The 20,532-nt window shown below is 34.9% G+C and carries 18 protein-coding genes; 6 read left to right on the top strand and 12 right to left on the bottom strand.

The annotated features are described in order from the left end of the window. Positions 1–43: 43 nt before the first annotated feature. Together NKR74_RS03045 and gloA2 are read right to left on the bottom strand one after the other, a co-directional pair. Entirely contained in the window at positions 44–1,342 is a 1,299-nt protein-coding gene (locus NKR74_RS03045; RefSeq protein ID WP_375337689.1) for a hemolysin family protein, read from the bottom strand. A 134-nt stretch (positions 1,343–1,476) separates the two neighbouring features. Further along, on the bottom strand, positions 1,477–1,863 hold the full coding sequence (gene gloA2, locus NKR74_RS03040) for an SMU1112c/YaeR family gloxylase I-like metalloprotein (RefSeq protein WP_098309030.1): 387 nt from the start codon (positions 1,861–1,863) through the stop codon (positions 1,477–1,479). Between the two features lie 164 nt (positions 1,864–2,027). Here gloA2 and NKR74_RS03035 point away from each other — a divergent pair, with 164 nt between their 5' ends. The 3 genes from NKR74_RS03035 (at position 2,028) to NKR74_RS03025 (ending at position 6,038) form a co-directional block, all read left to right on the top strand. Next, the gene (locus NKR74_RS03035) at positions 2,028–3,206 is read left to right on the top strand and encodes a NupC/NupG family nucleoside CNT transporter (RefSeq protein ID WP_253628584.1); all 1,179 of its coding nucleotides are present in this window, start codon (positions 2,028–2,030) and stop codon (positions 3,204–3,206) included. A 282-nt stretch (positions 3,207–3,488) separates the two neighbouring features. After that, positions 3,489–4,502 (top strand): LCP family protein, encoded by a 1,014-nt coding sequence (locus tag NKR74_RS03030; RefSeq protein ID WP_098309028.1) that lies wholly within the window; start codon positions 3,489–3,491, stop codon positions 4,500–4,502. 282 nt (positions 4,503–4,784) lie between these two features. After that, complete coding sequence (locus tag NKR74_RS03025; RefSeq protein WP_253628583.1) at positions 4,785–6,038, top strand: VanW family protein; 1,254 nt, start codon at positions 4,785–4,787, stop codon at positions 6,036–6,038. Between the two features lie 4 nt (positions 6,039–6,042). On the opposite strand, the gene NKR74_RS03020 is transcribed toward NKR74_RS03025, so the two are convergent. Both NKR74_RS03020 and NKR74_RS03015 read right to left on the bottom strand, forming a co-directional pair. Further along, entirely contained in the window at positions 6,043–6,315 is a 273-nt protein-coding gene (locus NKR74_RS03020; RefSeq protein WP_098309026.1) for a hypothetical protein, read from the bottom strand. A 20-nt stretch (positions 6,316–6,335) separates the two neighbouring features. Then, on the bottom strand, positions 6,336–6,848 hold the full coding sequence (locus NKR74_RS03015) for an RNase A-like domain-containing lipoprotein (RefSeq protein ID WP_253628582.1): 513 nt from the start codon (positions 6,846–6,848) through the stop codon (positions 6,336–6,338). Between the two features lie 208 nt (positions 6,849–7,056). On the opposite strand from NKR74_RS03015, the gene NKR74_RS03010 reads away from it, so the two are divergent. After that, complete coding sequence (locus NKR74_RS03010) at positions 7,057–7,605, top strand: TVP38/TMEM64 family protein (RefSeq protein ID WP_253628581.1); 549 nt, start codon at positions 7,057–7,059, stop codon at positions 7,603–7,605. 50 nt (positions 7,606–7,655) lie between these two features. Here the strand turns inward: NKR74_RS03010 and NKR74_RS03005 are convergent, their stop codons facing one another. From NKR74_RS03005 to NKR74_RS02995, 3 genes are all read right to left on the bottom strand, one after another. Further along, entirely contained in the window at positions 7,656–9,341 is a 1,686-nt protein-coding gene (locus NKR74_RS03005; RefSeq protein ID WP_253628580.1) for a M4 family metallopeptidase, read from the bottom strand. A gap of 507 nt (positions 9,342–9,848) precedes the next feature. Continuing rightward, positions 9,849–9,977 (bottom strand): NprX family peptide pheromone, encoded by a 129-nt coding sequence (locus tag NKR74_RS03000; RefSeq protein ID WP_253628579.1) that lies wholly within the window; start codon positions 9,975–9,977, stop codon positions 9,849–9,851. A 2-nt stretch (positions 9,978–9,979) separates the two neighbouring features. After that, entirely contained in the window at positions 9,980–11,251 is a 1,272-nt protein-coding gene (locus tag NKR74_RS02995) for a helix-turn-helix transcriptional regulator (protein ID WP_253628578.1), read from the bottom strand. Between the two features lie 190 nt (positions 11,252–11,441). On the opposite strand from NKR74_RS02995, the gene NKR74_RS02990 reads away from it, so the two are divergent. Then, the gene (locus NKR74_RS02990) at positions 11,442–12,905 is read left to right on the top strand and encodes a nicotinate phosphoribosyltransferase (RefSeq protein WP_253628577.1); all 1,464 of its coding nucleotides are present in this window, start codon (positions 11,442–11,444) and stop codon (positions 12,903–12,905) included. A gap of 52 nt (positions 12,906–12,957) precedes the next feature. Here the strand turns inward: NKR74_RS02990 and NKR74_RS02985 are convergent, their stop codons facing one another. Further along, on the bottom strand, positions 12,958–15,318 hold the full coding sequence (locus NKR74_RS02985) for a heavy metal translocating P-type ATPase (protein ID WP_253628576.1): 2,361 nt from the start codon (positions 15,316–15,318) through the stop codon (positions 12,958–12,960). A gap of 20 nt (positions 15,319–15,338) precedes the next feature. Next, on the bottom strand, positions 15,339–15,719 hold the full coding sequence (locus tag NKR74_RS02980; RefSeq protein ID WP_098309019.1) for an ArsR/SmtB family transcription factor: 381 nt from the start codon (positions 15,717–15,719) through the stop codon (positions 15,339–15,341). Between the two features lie 147 nt (positions 15,720–15,866). Between NKR74_RS02980 and NKR74_RS02975 the strand changes: the two genes are divergently transcribed. Next, a complete protein-coding gene (locus NKR74_RS02975) occupies positions 15,867–16,484 on the top strand; it encodes a class I SAM-dependent methyltransferase (protein ID WP_098309018.1) in 618 nt (205 codons plus the stop codon). Positions 16,485–16,514: 30 nt separating this feature from the next. Here NKR74_RS02975 and NKR74_RS02970 read toward each other — a convergent pair whose 3' ends face one another. The 3 genes from NKR74_RS02970 to ald form a co-directional block, all read right to left on the bottom strand. Next, positions 16,515–17,075, bottom strand: coding sequence for a class I SAM-dependent methyltransferase (locus tag NKR74_RS02970; protein WP_253628575.1), 561 nt, complete (start codon positions 17,073–17,075; stop codon positions 16,515–16,517). A gap of 113 nt (positions 17,076–17,188) precedes the next feature. Then, positions 17,189–18,604, bottom strand: a complete 1,416-nt coding sequence (locus NKR74_RS02965) for an amino acid permease (protein ID WP_098309016.1) — start codon at positions 18,602–18,604, stop codon at positions 17,189–17,191. 89 nt (positions 18,605–18,693) lie between these two features. After that, on the bottom strand, positions 18,694–19,827 hold the full coding sequence (gene ald / locus NKR74_RS02960; RefSeq protein WP_098309015.1) for an alanine dehydrogenase: 1,134 nt from the start codon (positions 19,825–19,827) through the stop codon (positions 18,694–18,696). Positions 19,828–20,532: the final 705 nt, after the last annotated feature.

The following is a 20,532-nucleotide window of genomic DNA, read 5'->3' as shown; positions in this document are numbered from 1 at the left end:
ATCAGTGAGGGATGACCCCCTTCCCACTGATGGAAGTCTCACTTTATAAAGCTACTGTTTTTTCTTCTGTTTCCAATTTTTTTATCTCTATTCGCTTAATTTGATGAGTATCTTTTTCAAGAATAGTAAATGTCCACTCACCAACAATAATAGCATCTCCTTCTGCAATCGGTTGTCCTTGCATCATTAACCAACCACCAATTGTGTCGACATCATGTTCGTCCAAATGTAAGCCAAATAAATCATTAATTTCACTTACTAACACTTTCCCATCCACTACTTTGCAATTTTCACTAACATCTTGAATAGGTGGGTGTTCATCCTCATCATATTCATCTCGAATTTCTCCCACAATCTCTTCTAGAATATCCTCAAGTGTAACCAGCCCTGCAGTTCCACCGTATTCGTCATATAAAATTGCGAGTGGAATACGTTTTTTTTGCATATTCAACAATAAGTCATGTATTGGAATGTTTTCCATTACTTCAATAACTGGTCTTGTATATGTCATGATTGATTTTGCTTCTCGTTTTTCCCCATCTATATAACGGATGAAGAAATCTTTCACATTCACCATTCCCATAACTTCATCTTTGTCTTCACCGAATACTGGGTATCTTGTATATTTTTCTTGTCGAATAATTTCAATATGTGTTTCAAATAAATCTTCAGCATATAATCCAACAATTTCCGTTCGCGGTACCATAATTTCTTTCGCAAGACGATTATCAAATTCAAAAATATTGTTTACATATTTAAATTCCGCTTGATTAATTTCCCCGCTTTCATAACTCTCTGATAAGATGAGACGGAGCTCTTCTTCTGAGTGTGCAACTTCATGTTCAGAAGCAGGTTTTAGTCCAAATAAACTTGTCACAAAACGAGCGGCATGATTTAATGTCCAAATAAATGGATACATAATGCGATAAAAATAAATTAATGGCTTTGAAAACATCAGACTAATGTGTTCTGCCTTTTGAATTGCAAATGTTTTTGGTGCTAATTCACCAATTACAACATGTAAAAAAGTAATAACAGCAAATGCAATAACAAAAGATACAGTACTAGCAATCGAAGGAGAGATTTGAAATTTAATCAATATAGGCTCTAATACATGTTTTACAGTTGGTTCACCTAACCATCCAAGCCCAAGTGCCGTAATTGTAATTCCAAACTGACAGGCTGACAAATATTCATCTAAATTAGAAATAACTTTTTTTGCTGCTATTGCTCCTCGCCTTTTTTCTCCTACGAGTTGATCAATGCGACTACTGCGTACTTTGACAATCGCAAATTCAATTGCAACAAAAAAACCCGTTAACGCAATTAAAACTGCAACCAGTATTAAATTCCCTATTTCCAAGTATCTCCCTTAGCTGCAGACAACTAAGGTTACACCTCCTGCAAAGATAAGTTTAACTTTCTTTATTTTCTCTCTTTCCCTCATAAGAAAAACTGTATAAATTTCACCAATTTTTATTTCTCATATAATTCAAGTGGTAAACCATCTGGATCTTGGAAAAATACAAAACGTTTTCCAGTAATTTCATCGATTCGAATTGCTTCAGTTTGTATACCATGCTGCTGTAAATATGAAACAGCTTCTTCTATACATTCAACAGCAAACGCTAAATGTCTCAATCCCGCTGCCTCCGGAAAACTTTTTCGCCTTGGAGGATTAGGAAATGAAAATAATTCAATTTGATATGTATCTCCTACACATAAATCAAGCTTATATGACTCTCTTTCTTCTCGATATACTTCACGTAGAACTTGAAAACCGAGTACTTCTGTATAGAATTTTTTTGATACTCCATAATTTGAACAAATAATTGCGATGTGGTGAACATGAGTAATATTCATCGTATCTTTTCCTTTCTTGTATATTCTTCTATGAAATGAAAAACCTATATGTAAAGTGAAACTTCCATCAGTATGTTTTTTCATCTCACTGATGGAAAGCTCTCACCAATCAGGTTTTTACGGACAGTAAGGCAAGAGAAAACTATTCATACAGGAGGGTTACTATGAAATTTTTTACATTTGTGCTCGGACTCATTGTTGTTTTTTTTCTTGCTTTTATAGCAAGTAACAATAGAAAACATATTAAGTTCAAGCCGATTCTTATCATGCTTATTATACAATTAATCTTAACGTTCCTATTATTAAATACACAAATGGGACTTATCTTTGTAACAGCAATTTCAAATTTATTTAATGAGTTATTAAAATATGCTGCGGCAGGTGTAAACTTTGTATTTGGCGGCTTATTAAACAAAGGCGAAATGTCTTTCTTTTTAAACGTTTTACTTCCGATTGTATTTATCTCTGTCTTAATTGGAATCTTACAACACTTCAAAATTTTACCATTTGTTATTCGATGGATTGGTTTTTTCCTTAGTAAAATAAATGGCCTCGGTAAATTAGAGTCCTATAACGCAGTTGCCTCTGCTATTGTCGGACAATCAGAAGTGTTTATTACTGTAAAAAAACAGCTCGGACAAATTCCAAAACATCGTCTATATACACTATGTGCTTCAGCAATGTCTACAGTATCCATGTCCATTGTCGGTGCCTATATGACGATGATTGAACCAAAGTATGTTGTAACTGCTCTCGTCTTAAACTTATTTAGTGGATTTATTATCATATTAATCATTAATCCATACGATGTGAAAGACGAAGAAGATATTTTAGAAGTCAAGGAAGAAAAACAAACTTTCTTCGAAATGCTAGGAGAGTACATTTTAGATGGATTTCGTGTCGCAGTTGTTGTTGGAGCAATGTTAATCGGTTTCGTTGCTCTTATAAGCGCTATTAATGGTTTATTTGCAATCATTTTTGGTATTACATTTCAACAATTACTCGGGTATGCATTTTCTCCAATTGCTTTCATTATTGGTGTACCCGCTACAGAAATTGTACAAGCAGGTAGTATTATGGCAACAAAGCTTATTACAAATGAATTTGTAGCCATGATGGATTTAAATAAACTTGCAAATACACTCTCTCCTCGTACGATAGGTATTATTTCTGTCTTTCTAGTATCTTTTGCAAATTTCTCTTCTATTGGAATTCTTTCAGGAGCAGTAAGAAGCTTACATGAAGAACAAGGAAATGTTGTTGCCAGATTTGGCTTAAAGCTCCTATACGGAGCAACCTTAGTAAGTATTCTATCTGCAATTATTGTGAGTATTATGATCTAAATAGGTAAAATTTTAATCTTTTTTTTTCTTTATTTTTTATATACAATAATATTTAAGCAGATGCCTTCATTACTGTAAGGCATCTGCTTTTTGTATAACAACTTTTCATACACTGAGAATTATAAGATATCTATATAGAACGATATATTTCATATATTTCATTTTCGTGTCAATTAAAAATTTATAGTGAAAACCCCTTATATTTATGTACAATAGAAAGTGTGCCTTTTTTAAAAATTATAAGAAAATATTTTAATTGATTGTTTAAAAGGAGAAAGATTAATGAAGCCTGATTTAGAAACGACAGATAGAGCGGCAAAAAAGCGTTCTAAGAAAAAGCGTATACTATGGTTTGTTCTCATTCCTTTATTCCTTGTGATTATTGGAGGAGGCAGCTATTTCTTCCACATATATAACAAAGCACAAGCTGTTGCAAACGGTGCATTCTCAGAATTAGGACGAGGAGATAAATCGGCAAAGCGCGAAAAAGCAGTGAAGCCGATGACAGATAATGTTTCCATCTTAATCATGGGTGTAGATGAAAGTAAGACCCGAGAAAAAGAGTACGGAACTGCAACTCGTACAGATGCATTATTACTTGCAACAATTAATAAAAACGATAAATCTGTAAAACTATTAAGCATTCCTCGTGATTCTCGAGTATATATTCCATCACGAAAAAAAGAAGATAAAATTAACCATGCACATGCATTCGGTGGTGTTGATAGTACAATTGATACAGTAGAACGTTTTTTAGATGTTCCTGTTGATTATTACGTGAAGTTTAACTTTGAATCATTTATAGAAATTGTTGATTCTCTTGGCGGCATTGATGTAGATGTACCAGTTACATTTACTGAACAAGATAGTAAAGACAATCCTGATGCTATTCACCTTGAAAAAGGTCGTCAGCACTTAAATGGCGAAGAAGCACTTGCGCTAGCGAGAACACGCCATATTGATACTGACTATATGCGCGGCCAACGTCAACAACTTGTTTTAGAAGCAATCGCTGAAAAAGCATTATCTGTAAATTCGATTGACAAACTTGGTGGTTTACTAGATGCGGTAGATAACGATATCAAAACAAACTTGACTTTCGATGATATGATGGCAATTACTAAAAACATGATGAGTTCTGACCTGAAAATGGATAAATTGCAAATAAAAGGAAAAGACGAATATATTGATGGTATATATTATTACGTTCCTGAAGAAGAAAGTGTTCAAGCTATTTCTGAAGAATTACAAAATCACCTTGGTGTTACAAGTAAATCAGATCATAAGAAACTATAAGAAAAAAACAGCTGTTGTGTATACAACAGCTGTTTTTTTCTTATATACACCTACATACATTTCATACTGCAATACAAACATGAATTTCTTTGCCTCCCCCTCATAAAATTCTAATTTAAGGTAATTATATTACAAAAATGTAACGTTTTTTTACAAAAATATTACACAGACAATAAAATTAATAGTATACTAGTGTGTAATTAATACTTTTTTATCATTTTATACGTTAAAAATAATACATATCATACATAACCTAAAAATTTTATTTTGGGGGGGAAATAAATGAAGTTACGTAATTGGATTATTGGTTCTGTGATTGCCGGTGGAATCATTCTTTGTGCTGGCGGTGTTAGCGCTTATCAATATGTATCCAAATTGAATAATCAGTTAGATACATACGTTTTACCCCACACAACATTTGAAGGTATTTCCTTAGATGGCAAAACGAAAGCAGACGTTCAACAAATTGTTCAACAAAAAGTTGATGAATTAAATAAAAAATCCGTGAACTACACCTTCCAAGACAACACACAGACATATACTTGGCAAGAACTAGGCGTTGAATATAAGGATACAAATGTTGCGGATGAAATTTTCAAAGAACAACAGAGCAATATTTCTAATCGTTATAAAATGCGTAAACAAGCTGAAAAAGGTGAACTAAAGCGTGACTATAAGCTAGATCCTTCTATAAACACAGCAAAATACGATGCATTTATAAAAGAGAAATACAATGACCTCCTAGTAGAGCCTGTCAATGCAGAGTTATCTGTTTCTGGAACTACGGTTAATATTAACGAAAGTAAAGATGGCGAGAAAGTTGATAAAGAAAAATTAAAATCCTTAACAACAGAAGCAATTGCTACAAATAAACAGGATATCCAAGTTCCAATTACAGCAGTGAAACCAGAACACTCAACAGAAGATGTGAAGAACATGGGGATTCAAGGAGTAATTGCTGAATATTCTACTCCGTTGGCTGGCCGAAATGCGAATCAAACATTTAACGTACAACGTGCTACCAACACATTAACAGGAGTACTTGTTGCACCCGGTGAAACATTTAGCTTTAACAACCGCGTTGGCATTACAGATGCAGCACATGGCTATAAATCAGCGGCTGTATATGTAAATGGAAAAGTAGAACAAAGTGCCGGCGGTGGTGTTTGCCAAGTAAGCAGCACATTATATGGTGCTGTATTGCGTGCTGACTTAGGAGTTGTAGCCCGGAGTAATCATTCTTTACCAGTCCATTACTTACCACTTGGTCAAGATGCAGCTGTTGCTGACTATGGTCCTGATTTGAAATTTACAAATAATACTGGTAAGTATATTTATATTCAATCATTCACGGATGGCAGCAGTGTAACTGCTCGTATTTTCGGTACAGATACAGGAAAAAATGTAGAAGTTTCTTCGAAAGTTATAAGTGAAACAGATAAAAACATTGTGGCTGTAACATATAAAAAAGTAACACAAAACGGGCAAGTACTCTCCAACGGTCAAATTTCAAAAAGCACATACAAAAAGGCGTGATGATTCACGCCTTTTTGTTTTGTAATATAGAAACAAAATTACTAATATGTGCTTTTGTTTCTTCTATTGTCCATATACGATTCCCATACCGCTCAGCTTCTTGACACACTTTCTTCCAATCTTCTATTTTTTGCATTTGAACAAATTCATGTAATAATTTCTTCTTCGTTTCTTGTTCTTCCTGTTCTTTAAATTGTTGCATAAGATCAGTCATTTCTTCTTCATATATACTTAGTGTACAATATGCCTTAAGGAAATATTGAAATGTCGAATACATAAATCTCTCTCCTTTCTTATTTATTCAGAAGGATAAGAAGTAATAATTTTAAAGCCTAGCTCACTCCCTTTATCTTTCTGCAACACAGTCACTGTATTACGAAGTCCATCTTTTACACGCATATCTTTTTTTAATACTGTTTTTCCAACTGGAAATGCATGCTTTGTATTCAATACAAGACGGTTTTCCTTTGATTCTTTCAGCCATGTATTAATTTCTTTTTCATGTTGCTTTAAACTATCTTTTACCGCCTTTGTTGCTGTTTCTTTATCGTAATATGTACTTGCAGCGGATACTTTATCTGTACGCAATCGTTCTTTTAATTGCTCTTCTGTTTTGCCAACGTGACGCTCTAACGTATGACCATTTTTCGGCGGTCCTTCCATTTCATCTAAAATGTTGTCACTAACATTTACAACTGCTGCACTATTTTCTTTCGATGTAGTTTGTTTTTGTTGCTGTCCTGAACATCCACTTAATACAATTATCATCATAAGCATTACGCTTATAACAACATTCCGTAATCGTTTCATCGTATCACCTCTTCCATGATTATTGTATTATCTTTAGAAAAAGTCAATTTTAGCTCTTAGAGAAACTATCACGTACAACAGATACCCCTTTCTCCCCTAACAATACCAATATAGAGCATATAAATAAGATTTTTTATTCAACTATTCTATTGTCTCCATATGAAAAATATGGTGTAATGCTTAAAAAGGTAAAGGAAATTTAATTCATATGGAAGAAACGATTCATTCTTTTCTCACAGCACATCAAACAGTTGCAATCCCACTTAGCATTTTACTCAATATTCTTATTAGCTTAGCAGCCTTTATTCCTAGTATTTTTTTAACTGCTATTAACATCACACTATTTGGAGTAACAGAAGGAACACTCATATCCATTACGGGGGAAGCATTAGGAGCTATCATCTCTTTTTATTTATATCGTCTTGGTTTTCAAAAAACTGCTCAAAAAAATATAGATAAATACCCAAAAGTACAAAGACTTCTTTATGTACAAGGAAAAGAAGCTTTCTTTCTCATTTTATCATTTCGCCTCTTCCCCTTTATTCCTTCTGGCATTGTTACATTATTTGCGGCTCTTGGAACGATGTCCATTTTAACTTTTAGCGTCGCTAGTACACTTGGTAAAATACCGGCATTACTTATTGAAGTGTATTCCACCTATCACGTTATGAACGGAACAAATGAAGCAAAGTGGATTATTGCCATTGCTGGTTGCATCGGACTGTTTTATGTATGGAAAACATGGAAGAAACAATGAAAAAAAGGAGCATATGCTCCTTTTTTTCATTTTATAAAGGGGAGTGGAACCTAGTTCACACCAACTGCATCATAAGACTGCTTCACAGCTGCCACTTCTGCAGAGCTTGCGCCGTATAAGTCAGCTGCTGCTTGTACTAAGGCAGCACGAGCTTGACTGAAAGTTGCAGATTGAGTTAAGTATACTGTATTTGCACGATAGTAGATTGCACCTACTTTATCTTTACCAATGCCATTTACCGTTACACCATAATGCGTACCGCCATTTGCTAATAAGTAAGCAGCTTTATTGATAATACTGCTATTTGTATGAACGCCGCCATTATCACTCGTTCCTGTATAACGTTTAGAATAATGATCTGGGTCACCATACTTTGTTGGATCACTCATAGAACGAAGAGCATCCCCAGCCGTACCAGGTGTATAAATATCTTCCCCAATTTCCCAATCTGGATTACGATTATCATAGTATTCTACTAACGTTCCAAAAATATCAGAAATTGCCTCATTTAATGCACCAGATTCATTTTGATAAATAAGATTAGAACTTCTTTCTGTCACAGCATGTGTTAATTCATGTCCAATTACATCTAAACCACCAGATAATGGAGCGAATGTGTATCCATCTCCATCCCCATATACCATTTGTGATCCATTCCAGAAGGCATTGTTATAGCTTCTGCTATAGTGAACCGTAGATTTTAACGCTGCACCGGCATTGTCATAAGAATTGCGGTTGAACGTATTTTTATAGTAATCATACGTTACACCTGCATAATAATGAGCATCCACTGCTGCTGCATCATTACTAGCATTAAAGATATTATCTGCATCCGCCCATAACGTTCCTGGAAGAGTAGTACGATTATTCCCATTGTATGTGTAAATTGTTGCACCGCGTGTATTATCTTGTAAATAATAGCTAGATCCAGATAATGTTGTATTAATAGACTTTGTGTCACCTAGTACACCTTTACCTGTCCCTACTTTATTTGTTCCTGTTACAGGCTTAGTAGTAGATCCAACTGCAGGTTTAATTGGTGACTTATTTTCATTTGTTACATTATCAATTGTATTATATTTGTTTAAAACTTTACCGCTATCAGCTTCAATGAAATAATAATAGTTTCCTGGCTCTGGATCTAAGAAGTTTAACTTCACAACATATGCATATGTTGTTTCTTGACCATTTTGATATACATATAAATCCGCAGATGGCTCTACTTCATACTTTGGAGTGAACCCTAAGTCTTGTTGTGCAATTGTAATTGCTTTTTTTCCTTCAATTTTATTTTTGTTTTTCAATTTCTCTTTCTTGTCTAACTCAGGCGCAACTGTTCCTGATACAACTTTTAATGCACCATCTTTTCCAACATGAGCCACTTGGGTAAATCCCCATACCGGTACACCTTCATATACTTGTTGTAAACGGACAACTGTTGCATCGCCAACAGAGTCTTTTGTAACTTGTTGTACTTTAAAAGATTCTTCTGCACTTTTTGCGCCTAGTTTATAATCCTTTTTAGAAGCATTTAAATAATCAAATACAACAGATTCTGCCTTCTTTCCTGATGCACCAGTTAGATTGCCCGATACAAACTCAGGAGACTGTACTGTCTCATTGTATTTCTTTGTGGAAAGTACATTCTTTGATTCTGCAAACGCAGAGCTTGTCCCCCCAAATGTTGTTACTGCCATTCCAGCTGCTAACACAAACGCTAAACTCTTTTTCTTCATATTCTCTTCCCCCTAGCAAAAGTTTTTTTTAAAGAGTAGCTTTATAGTAGCATTAAGTTTCCACTATTAAAATACTGAAAATTTAAATAATTTCTTTCTCAAGTTTTGTAGAATTTTGACGAGCAATTTTTGAAAAACTCCTTTCCATCAGGAAAGGGATTTTCTCTTCTACGCTATACTATTTAAGTACTCGTGTTGAGTGGATTCAAATACAATAAACAACTTATTATTTAGATATCTCCATGTTTTATTTCTCAAGTTTTGTGAAATTTTGGCGAACACTTTTTGAAAAAGTCTCTCTAAGACAGATAAATAATTATATACAAGATTACACTCACCAGTGCTCAAGTGAACATAAAAAAAGATGGCCTCGGTACAATACCGAAACCACCTTTTAAGTTCTAGATTTTCTAAAGATCTTTTTATCCCGCACTGATGGAAATTTTACTCTATTAAACTGTCCTTTTATAGAGGACAGTTCAAATGGATAGAAACTTTTTAATTGAATTATATATTTACAACTTCGGTTTCATTAGCTTCTTGTCCAAAAATATCTGGTTTTTGAGTATATTGCGTATCAGTTAATACAACTACTGACACTACTGTTAAAATGATACCTATTACTACTTTTTTCATCCTTATCCCTCCCGTATCATTTCGAGCGCTTCAATTGCTAATTTATAATAATCATTACTTTCTTTAAACTGAAAAGAATTAGAGAAGTATTCAGCGAGCTCAATATATACTTTCTTTAATTCTTTTATACTTCCTGCACTTTTAAAAAAAGGTATCGCTTCTGTTTCTAAGAATACTTTATATACACTTGGTTCTGTAAAATACTTATAACGAAGCATAAGGAGTAAGTACAACTTCGTATTACACCTTTCATCTTTCTTAGCAGAAATTATTGCCTTATCAATCCACTCTTTTGTTTCTTCTAATTGTTCAAGATGAATACATTGAATAGCCATCTCATATAACGTATCGACGTAGTTCACATCTTCTTCTTTTTGATATTGTAAACTTTCTACATAATATTTTTTAGCTTCTTCATACTTTTGCTTTCTATAATATATATTGCCAATGTTACCTAATACGATTGACATCAATACATCTTTTCCTGAAAAAGAATCCGCTTCACGCAGTATACTTTCATAAATTTTTAATGCTTCATCATACTGCCCTTTTTCAACGTAGCTTAACGCAACGACAATTTGACAATTAATCACATTTCGGAACTTATATTCATTTCGAAATCCTTCCATAGCAATATTAGCAAAATGAAGTGCCATATGTGGAATTTCTAAATGACTATATGCAAGTGCTAAATTATAATAAATTCCGGTTTCATAATAATTTTGCTCTTTTGCCATTAGTTCTGTCTCAACTAAAAACTGTAATCCCTCTTGCCACTTATGTTGTAGGCAATAGCATAAAGCTTGACTATACTTATATAACAGTTGCTGAAATGGGGAGTATTTTTTATAAACTTTCTTAAGTCTCTCCAACTCTTCTTTAAGGGCTGGTATATTTCTCTTCATAATTAAATACCGTGTATATAACAATTTATAGTAATTTACAATTTCAAAATCTACAATTTGCTTCATTTCGCTTTCTAGTTCTCTATATAAATTTTCAACTTTATGCTTATCTAAGTGAACTAGAGCCCTTAACCACTCCTCCAACTTCTCTTTCACTTCCGCTTCAATATCTCTTAAATCCGAAACCGCAATCTCTAATCTTGCGCATAACAACTGCAATATTTCCTCAGAAGCTTCAATTCGCCCATTTTCAATTTTACTTAAATATGAGACGGAACAAATGCCTTGACAAAGCTCTTCTTGTGTCATTTTTTGTTGGAGTCGCTTGTAAAAAATTTGCTTACCCATTTTTTCTAAATTTTGCCGCATACGTCCCTCCTCCATTCTACTTTATACCCTATTACCTTAATAATACATAAAATTAAACGAAAGATAAATTGATAAATAAAAATATTCTGAATGATTTTTTTATTTATTTTCACTTTATAACATTTATGGTATTTAGCAAAAAAATAAAAAAAGAGGTATACTATAACCAATATATGGAGGTGTTTACGTTATGACGCATTATAAAGACGATAGTTACGCCTTACACACAGACTTATATCAAATTAATATGGCTTATACATATTGGAAAGATAATATTCATAACCGCCGTGCAGTATTTGATTTATACTTTCGCAAGCTACCTTTTGAAAACGGTTATGCTATTTTTGCAGGGCTTGAAAAGATTATAGAGTATGTGGAGAGCTTTGGGTTTACAGATAGTGATATTGCCTATCTAAAGGAACTTCAATTTGAGGAAGATTTTTTACACTACTTACAAAATATGAAGTTTAGCGGATCCATTCGCAGCATGCAGGAAGGCGAAGTTGTCTTTCATAATGAACCGCTTTTACGTATAGAAGCACCACTTGGAGAAGCACAAATTATTGAAACGGCCCTCTTAAATATTGTGAACTACCAAACATTAATCGCAACAAAAGCTGCACGGATGAAGCATGCAGCTGGTGATGATGAGCTCCTTGAATTCGGAACCCGCCGCGCTCATGAGTTTGATGCAGCACTTTGGGGAACACGCGCAGCATTCATCGGTGGGTTTTCCTCAACAAGTAATGTTCGGGCAGGAAAACGTTTTGGTATCCCTGTTGCCGGCACACATGCTCATTCTTTTGTACAAGCGTATCGTGATGAATATGTAGCATTCAAGAAATATGCAGAAACACATAAAAAATGCGTTTTTCTTGTTGATACGTATGACACATTAAAATCTGGTGTACCAAATGCCATCCGCGTAGCAAAGGAATTCGGGGACCGCATTGATTTTTATGGCATCCGTCTTGATAGCGGAGATATGGCATACTTATCAAAAGAAGCACGCAAAATGCTAGATAATGCCGGTTTTACGAATACAAAAATTATCGCTTCAAGCGACTTAGATGAATACACCATCTTACATTTAAAATCGCAAGGGGCAAAAATTGACGTATGGGGTGTTGGAACAAAATTAATTACATCATTTGAACAACCAGCATTAGGCGCCGTTTATAAACTAGTTTGTATTGAAGACGAAAATGGCGTACTAAACGACACAATTAAAATTTCTTCCAACCCTGAAAAAATTACAACACCAGGATTAAAGCGTCTCTATCGTATTATCAATCGTACCAATCATCATGCAGAAGGTGATTATATTGCATTAGAGACAGAAGAACCACAGCAAGAAGAGCGCTTAAAAATGTTCCACCCTGTTCATACGTATATTAGTAAGTTTGTCACGAACTTTGAAGCAAAAGAACTGCATCATGATATTTTCGTAAACGGACAGCGCACATACGAATTGCCAGACATACTTGATATTCAACGCCACACACAACACAGTTTAGCATCCTTGTGGGAAGAATATAAACGGACACTGAATCCAGAAGAATATCCAGTCGATTTAAGTCAAGCGTGCTGGGACCATAAAATGAACTATATCCAAACAGTGCGAGAACAAATTGCAAATTCTACAAAAAAATAAGGAGAGAAGCATCTCGCTTCTCTCCTTTTGCTTTTATAAATTGAAACTTCTATTAGGCTTTTACTCGTAACACACGCATCGCATTTAACACAGCTAGCAAAGTGACACCAACATCTGAGAAGACTGCTTCCCACATTGTCGCAATGCCAAATGCCCCTAATAAAAGAACAACACCTTTTATCCCTAAAGCAAAAATGATATTTTGCCATACGATACTGCGAGTACGTTTTGAAATTTGAATAGCCGTTGCAATCTTCGAAGGTTCATCTGTCATAATTACAATGTCAGCTGCTTCAATTGCTGCATCTGATCCTAAACCACCCATTGCAATACCGACATCTGCTCTAGCTAATACTGGTGTATCGTTAATGCCATCCCCAACGAATGCTATTTTTTCTTTCGGATGTTTTGTCGCATCAATTTTTTCAATCTCTTCTACTTTTTGCTGTGGCAACAGTTCTGCATGTACTTCGTCAACACCAAGTTGTTTTCCAACTGCTTCTCCGACTAATTTTGCATCGCCAGTTAACATAGCGGTTCTTTTCACACCAAGTTGTTTTAATAATTGAATGGCTTGCTTAGCATCCTCTTTGATTTCATCAGAAATGACAATGTATCCGGCATACACACCATCTACGGCTACGTGTACGAGTGTTCCAACAGTTTGCGGTTGCTGGAATGTAATATTTTCTTTACTCATTAACTTTGCATTTCCAGCAAAAATTTCTTTTCCACTAACTTTCACAACTGTACCATGACCAGAAATTTCATTATACTCTTCGATCATATGCTCGTTCACTGCTTTTCCATATGCAGTTCGAATTGACTGTGCGATTGGATGATTCGAATATACTTCTGCAAATGCTGCATACTCTAACAATTCTTCTTTCGTCACAAATTCGCTTGGCTGCATATTTGTTACTTTAAATACACCTTTTGTTAACGTACCTGTTTTATCAAATACGATATGCTTTACATCATTTAATGCTTCTAAATAATTACTGCCCTTTATTAAAATTCCGTTCTTAGATGCTGCGCCAATACCACCGAAGAAACCAAGTGGAATAGAAACAACCAATGCACAAGGACAAGAAATAACAAGAAAGACTAATGCTCTATAAATCCAATCTGAGAACGTTGCCCCCTCTATAATAAGTGGTGGAACGAAGGCTAATACTGCAGCTGTAATTACGACAGCCGGTGTATAGTAACGAGCAAACTTCGTAATAAAGTTTTCTGTTGGCGCCTTACGACTACTTGCATTTTGCACCAAATCAAGAATTTTTGAAACAGTAGATTCACCGTATTCTTTCGTCACTTCAATTATTAATACACCATTTTGGTTAACAAAACCACTTAATACGTCGCTGCCAACTTCTACTTCACGCGGTACAGATTCTCCTGTTAACGCTGATGTATCTACCATCGATGCCCCTTCTATTACTTTACCGTCTAATGGCACTTTTTCACCTGGTTTGACGATAATGAAGTCACCGATTTGTACATCCTCTGGTGATACTTGTTTCGTTTCATTCCCTAGCTTTAAGTTTGCATAGTCGGGTCTAATATCCATTAATGAACTAATAGATTTACGTGAACGATTCACTGCCATACTTTGGAACAGTTCGCCTACTTGATAAAAGAGCATAACCGCGACCGCTTCTGAATAGTTTTGAGTCCCAAAAGCACCAAGTGTTGCAATTGCCATTAAGAAATTTTCATCAAACACTTGCCCGCGTACAATATTCTTTGCAGCACGTAAAACTATATCGCCGCCTATAATAATATAAGCAATCACGAAAAGTGGAATTGCGATGATTTGCGGTAATGAAACTAGTGCAGCAATAGCAGTTAAAATCGCCCCAATCGATAACCGCCAAATCATTTTTTTCGTATTCGCTTCTCCGTGATCATGACTATGATTATGTTCTGTTTTCTCTTTCTCACGCACTACGTTTACTTCTGGTTCTAATTTCTGTACGACTTCTTTTATGTTCGCAATAGTTGTCTCTAATTCTTGTTTGTTTGCTACTTCTACTCTTAATTTTTTAGAAACAAAATCAACAGATGCGGATGTAACTGCAGGCATTTCGCCTACTTTTGCTTCTATTTTCATCGCGCAGTTTGCACAATCCAAACCTTCTAGTATAAATGTTTCTTTTGCAGTTCTCGTTTTTTGTTCTTCTTTCACATGAATATGCGGTTCTAATTTATTTACAAGTTGCTTTGCTTCCATTACAACATGTTCTTCTTTTTGTTTCGCTGTTTCTACCGTCATTGTTTTCGTTACAAAGTTAACAGAACAAGAAGATACCCCTTCTAAATCTCCAACACCTTTTTCAATTTTCATCGCGCAGTTCGCACAATCCAAGCCTTCTAACACAAGTTTTCGTTTTACCAATGCTTCCCCCATATGTCTCCCTCCTTGTGTCTCTATTGCTTTTCTTCGTTTACATGCTCAAATGCCTGTTCGAAAATGCGAATGACATGATCGTCAGCAAGTGAATAGTACACTACTTTTCCTTCTTTACGATTTTTCACAAGCTTTGCTTGCTTTAATACACGTAACTGATGAGAAATAGACGATTGCGTCATTCCGAGTAAATATGCTAAATCACATACGCACAGTTCTGCTTCAAATAAAGCATGTAAAATACGTGTGCGTGTACGATCTCCTAATACTTTAAATAACTCTGCTACTTGACTTAAGCTATCATCTTTTGGAATTGTTTGTTGTACTTGTTCTACAATTTCTTGATGAATGACATTTTGTAAACACGTTTCTTCGGTTGTTTCTACTTTTTGTTCAGTCACAATAGCTCACCTCTTTATTTGAACATATGAACAATCATTCATATATGTTATGCTTTTATTATATGAATGATTGCTCATATGTGTCAATAATTTCCGTTTTTATTTTTTGAACATTGTGTGTAAAAGTAAAAAATTGGAGGGAATGTCATGAAAAATAAGCAAAATCAAAAAATTTATAAAATATTATCTAGCTTTTATGATTTGTTCATGCAAAACCGTTTCTTTATCGAAGCAAGAAAACGAGCACTTTCGCTTATACCTTTTACAGAAAATCAGAAAATATTATTAGTTGGAGTTGGTACAGGACAAGATATTCCTCTTCTTCCGAAAGATACCCTCATCACTGGAATTGACCTCTCAGAACATATGCTAAAGCAAGCCAAAAGAAAGTATCCTTATTCTCATGTTACATATCAACAAATGAATGCCGAAGAGCTTACATTTCCAAATAATTCATTTGATGTCGTTATTTTAAATCTCATTTTAAGCGTTGTAGAACATCCTAATGCCGCGCTTTCAGAAGCGCTGCGCGTAATGAAAGAAGAAGGGACTATTGTAATCTTGGATAAATTTCTTTCTGAAGAAAAACAACTACATACACCACGGAAATTAATGAACTTTATTACCGAGCGACTCGGAACAAACATTAATCGTAAGTTGAGTAATATTATAGGAACGTTGCCACTCACCATCCAATACGAAGAGTCATCTATTTTTCATGGTAATTACCGCATTGTGCTTTTAAAATATGAAAAAAAGAACTGAATGAGCTTTGCTCACCAGTTCTTTTTTCTTTTATTCAGGCTTAACTGCATCCACAATCAATGAGACAAACCCAAGTTTCCCATCTTGATTGCGATGATCGAAGCGTTTCGACCGATAAATAAAACCTTCTTTTTCATTCCAGCCGTTATAATGAAATTCCCCTTTTTCATCACAATACTCTAGTAAGTTCACCTCAAAACCAGCTTCTTCAAACATCGAAGCCATCGTTTTATAGTTATGAACAATTTTATGACTTGCAGCTGGATGATCTAGTGGTCCAGGTCCCCCAACTTGTACCCCAGCTTGATAATCTTCACCTGGAAAAAACGCATCTGGTACTGCACAGCGAATATAGCCGCCTGGTTGTAAAAATTCATAACAAACTTTTGCAGCTTCTATTCCCTCTTCATATGTTAAATGCTCCCACACATGCTCTGCCAAGATTGCTGCTATAGAGTTTGGAGCAAACTTTTTCGTCCAATCTGCCCTTTTTAATAAATTCAGTTCATCTTCTTGTGTATGCAGCCATCCTGGGTTATTGTTATATCCTTCTGCTCCAACTACAACTTTTAATTCTTCTTTTACAGCCATTATTTCTCCCCCTTTTACATCTTTCAATATACAAATTTCTACAATATTTTCCAATTTCCTTTTTACACATAAAAAAGCCTTGTACGCTCCCCAACGCACAAGGCTTTCCCCCTTTAATTTGCTTGTTTTAAATGCTCTTGCGAACTTTCATCTTCTTTTAAATGGCTATGTTTCTTAGAATACACGAAGTATACAATAACCCCTAACGCAAGCCACGCACCGAAGTATAACCATGTTGTCAGCGGTAAGTTAACCATTAAGAATAAACAACATGCAATCGAAATGATTGGTAGTGCTGGTACAAGCGGCACCATAAAGCCACGTTGTAACTTTGGATGTGTTTTACGAAGAATTAGTACAGAAACAGCTACCATTGCAAATGTTAGTAATGCTCCAATATTCGCTAAGTTTGACAATTCTTTTAAATCGACAAATCCGGCAATTAAAGCACTTACGATACCTGTTAACCATGTTGAAAATACCGGCGCTTCTGTTTTCTTGTTAATTTTTGCAAATGATTTCGGAAGTAAACCGTCACGGCTCATCGCAAAGAATACACGTGTTGTTGCAAAAATGTAAGCAAAAATTACGGCCATGATACCAATTACTGCACCAATTGAAATAACACCTGCTACTTTATCCTGTCCAACAACTTCTAATACATAAGACATCGCTTCTGGTACATTTAATTCTTTGTATGACACCATTCCTGTCATAACAAGACAAACTGCAACATAAATAACTGTACAAACAGCAAGTGATGCAATAATACCAATCGGTAAATCACGCTGTGGATTTTTTACTTCTTCAGCTGAAGTTGCTAACGCATCAAATCCTAAGAAAGCAAAGAATACTGCAGCTGCTCCGGCAAAAACCCCACTTACGCCATACGGTGCAAATGGTATCCAGTTTGTTGGTTTTACATAGAACACACCAACTACAATAAACAATACAACAATACTAATTTTAATTAATACCATTGCATTATTTACACGTTTACTTTCTTTCGTACCACGAGATAGTAACCATGTTAATACTAACGTAATTATAACCGCTGGAAGGTTTACAATTCCACCTTGAGCTGGAATCGTTAATAATTGTTTCGGAATTTCTAATCCCAATCCACTCACTAAATTATTAAAGTAACCAGTCCAACCACCAGCTACCGCTGCTGTTGTTAGAACATATACTGACAATAATGTCCATCCCATTAAATGAGCAACAAATTCTCCAATTGTTGCATATGAATACGTATATACACTTCCTGATACAGGTAATGCTGTAGCAACCTCTGCATAACATAATGCCGCAAAGCCGCAAACAATTGCTGCAATCATAAATGAGAAAATAACAGCTGGACCAGCATCTCTTGCTGCTACTATTCCAGTTAATACAAGAACGCCTGTACCGATAATCGCTCCAATTCCTAACATTGTTAAATCAAATGCCCCTAATGATTTTGTCAAAGTCTTACTTTGACTTTGATCTAACAATTTTGTCACAGATTTCTTTTTGAATAAGTTGGCCACGATTCTTGCCCCCTTCTAGATAAGAAGAGCTAAGAGGCACTTCTCTTAGCTCTTATCCTGATGTATGAAAATATTGTTCGATATTTAAATTAGCAAGATACTGCTTCTGTTTCTAACAATTCTTTTGCTGCTTTATATTCTACACCGTGAGCTTCTGCAACCGCTTCGAATGTTACATAGCCATCTAACGCGTTAAGACCTTTTAATAATGCAGTGTTTTCTAGACAAGCCTTTTTGTAGCCTTTGTTTGCGATTTGTACTGCATATGGTACTGTAACGTTTGTTAATGCAAGTGTAGATGTACGTGGAACCGCACCAGGCATGTTTGCAACTGCATAGTGAACTACGCCGTGTTTTTCATAAGTTGGGTTGTCATGTGTTGTAATGCGGTCAGTTGTTTCAAAAATACCGCCTTGATCGATTGCGATATCAACAACAACAGAACCTGGCTCCATAGACTTGATCATTTCTTCTGTTACAAGTTTTGGTGCTTTTGCTCCTGGAATTAATACTGCACCGATTACAAGATCAGACTCTTTTACAGCTTGTGCAATATTGTAAGGATTAGACATTAAAGTTGCCACTTGGTTGCCGAAAATATCATCTAATTGACGAAGACGCTCTGCGCTTAAGTCGATAATTGTTACTTCAGCACCTAGACCAACAGCGATTTTCGCTGCATTTGTACCAGCTTGTCCACCACCGATAATTGTTACTTTACCGCGTTTTACCCCTGGAACACCTGCAAGTAAAATACCTTTTCCGCCTTTATTTTTCTCAAGGAATTGTGCACCAAGTTGTGCAGCCATACGACCTGCTACTTCACTCATAGGTGCTAGTAATGGTAAAGAACGGTTTTCTAATTGAACTGTTTCGTAAGCGATTGCTACTACTTTATTTTCAATTAATGCTTTTGTTAATTCTGGTTCTGGAGCTAAGTGTAAGTAAGTGAATAACACTAAACCTTCACGGAAATATTTGTATTCGCTCGCAATTGGTTCTTTAACTTTCATTACCATTTCCATAGCCCAAGCTTCTTCAGCTGTTTCTACGATTTTTGCTCCTGCTTCTACATATTGCTCATCAGTAAAACCTGATCCTAATCCTGCACCCTTTTCAATGAATACTTCGTGATTGTTACGAATTAAATGTACAACACCAGCTGGTGTCATAGCTACACGGTTTTCGTTGTTTTTAATTTCTGTTGGTACCCCAATACGCATAATAAAATGCCCCCTTATAATTAACAGAAAAAAGGAATTCTTTTTTCTTTTTATAATAATTAATAACTTATGAATTTATTCTAGCATAACTTTTCAAGTATGAAAACGCTAACATATTCAAATTATAAAAGTTTTTATATTTTGAATAGTGAGAATATAAAAAACTATATTTATTTCAAAAGAATGTATACTCTCACTCTCTTTTCTACAATTCTATTTTTATTATTTTTAGAAAATGTTTTAAAACAGATGAATATTGTACAAACATTGAAAGATAAAGTTGGATTATATAGGTAAAATTCCACAAATGATTTCTGTAAATTCTTGTTTAACATCTTTACAAAACCTTTGATAATATACATATTGATTTATTAATATAATTTTTGAAGTTAAATCAAATACTATGTTCATTAAATTTAATTGAACGAAACCACTTATAAAACAGAGCATTATCCTTGTATCTTTTTACATCAATCCGTGTTTTTAAACGAACACCAAATATAGCTAAGTTAAATCATACATAAATTTCTACACAATTTCGAATAATTTTTTCTTACACCAATTCATCTGCACCTTCAGAAATAATGTAAGCTGCAACCAAATTCGGGTAACTGACTTGAGGATGAATACTCCCCCACTGATGGAGGTTTCACTTTATTAAAAATGAAAAAAATTACTCAACAACAAAGGCCTATCCCTGTTTGG

Origin of the sequence: Bacillus sp. 3103sda1, from assembly GCF_024159135.1 — a bacterium.
GTDB lineage: Bacteria > Bacillota > Bacilli > Bacillales > Bacillaceae_G > Bacillus_A > Bacillus_A rhizoplanae.
This window is presented reverse-complemented; position numbering and strand designations above follow the sequence as displayed.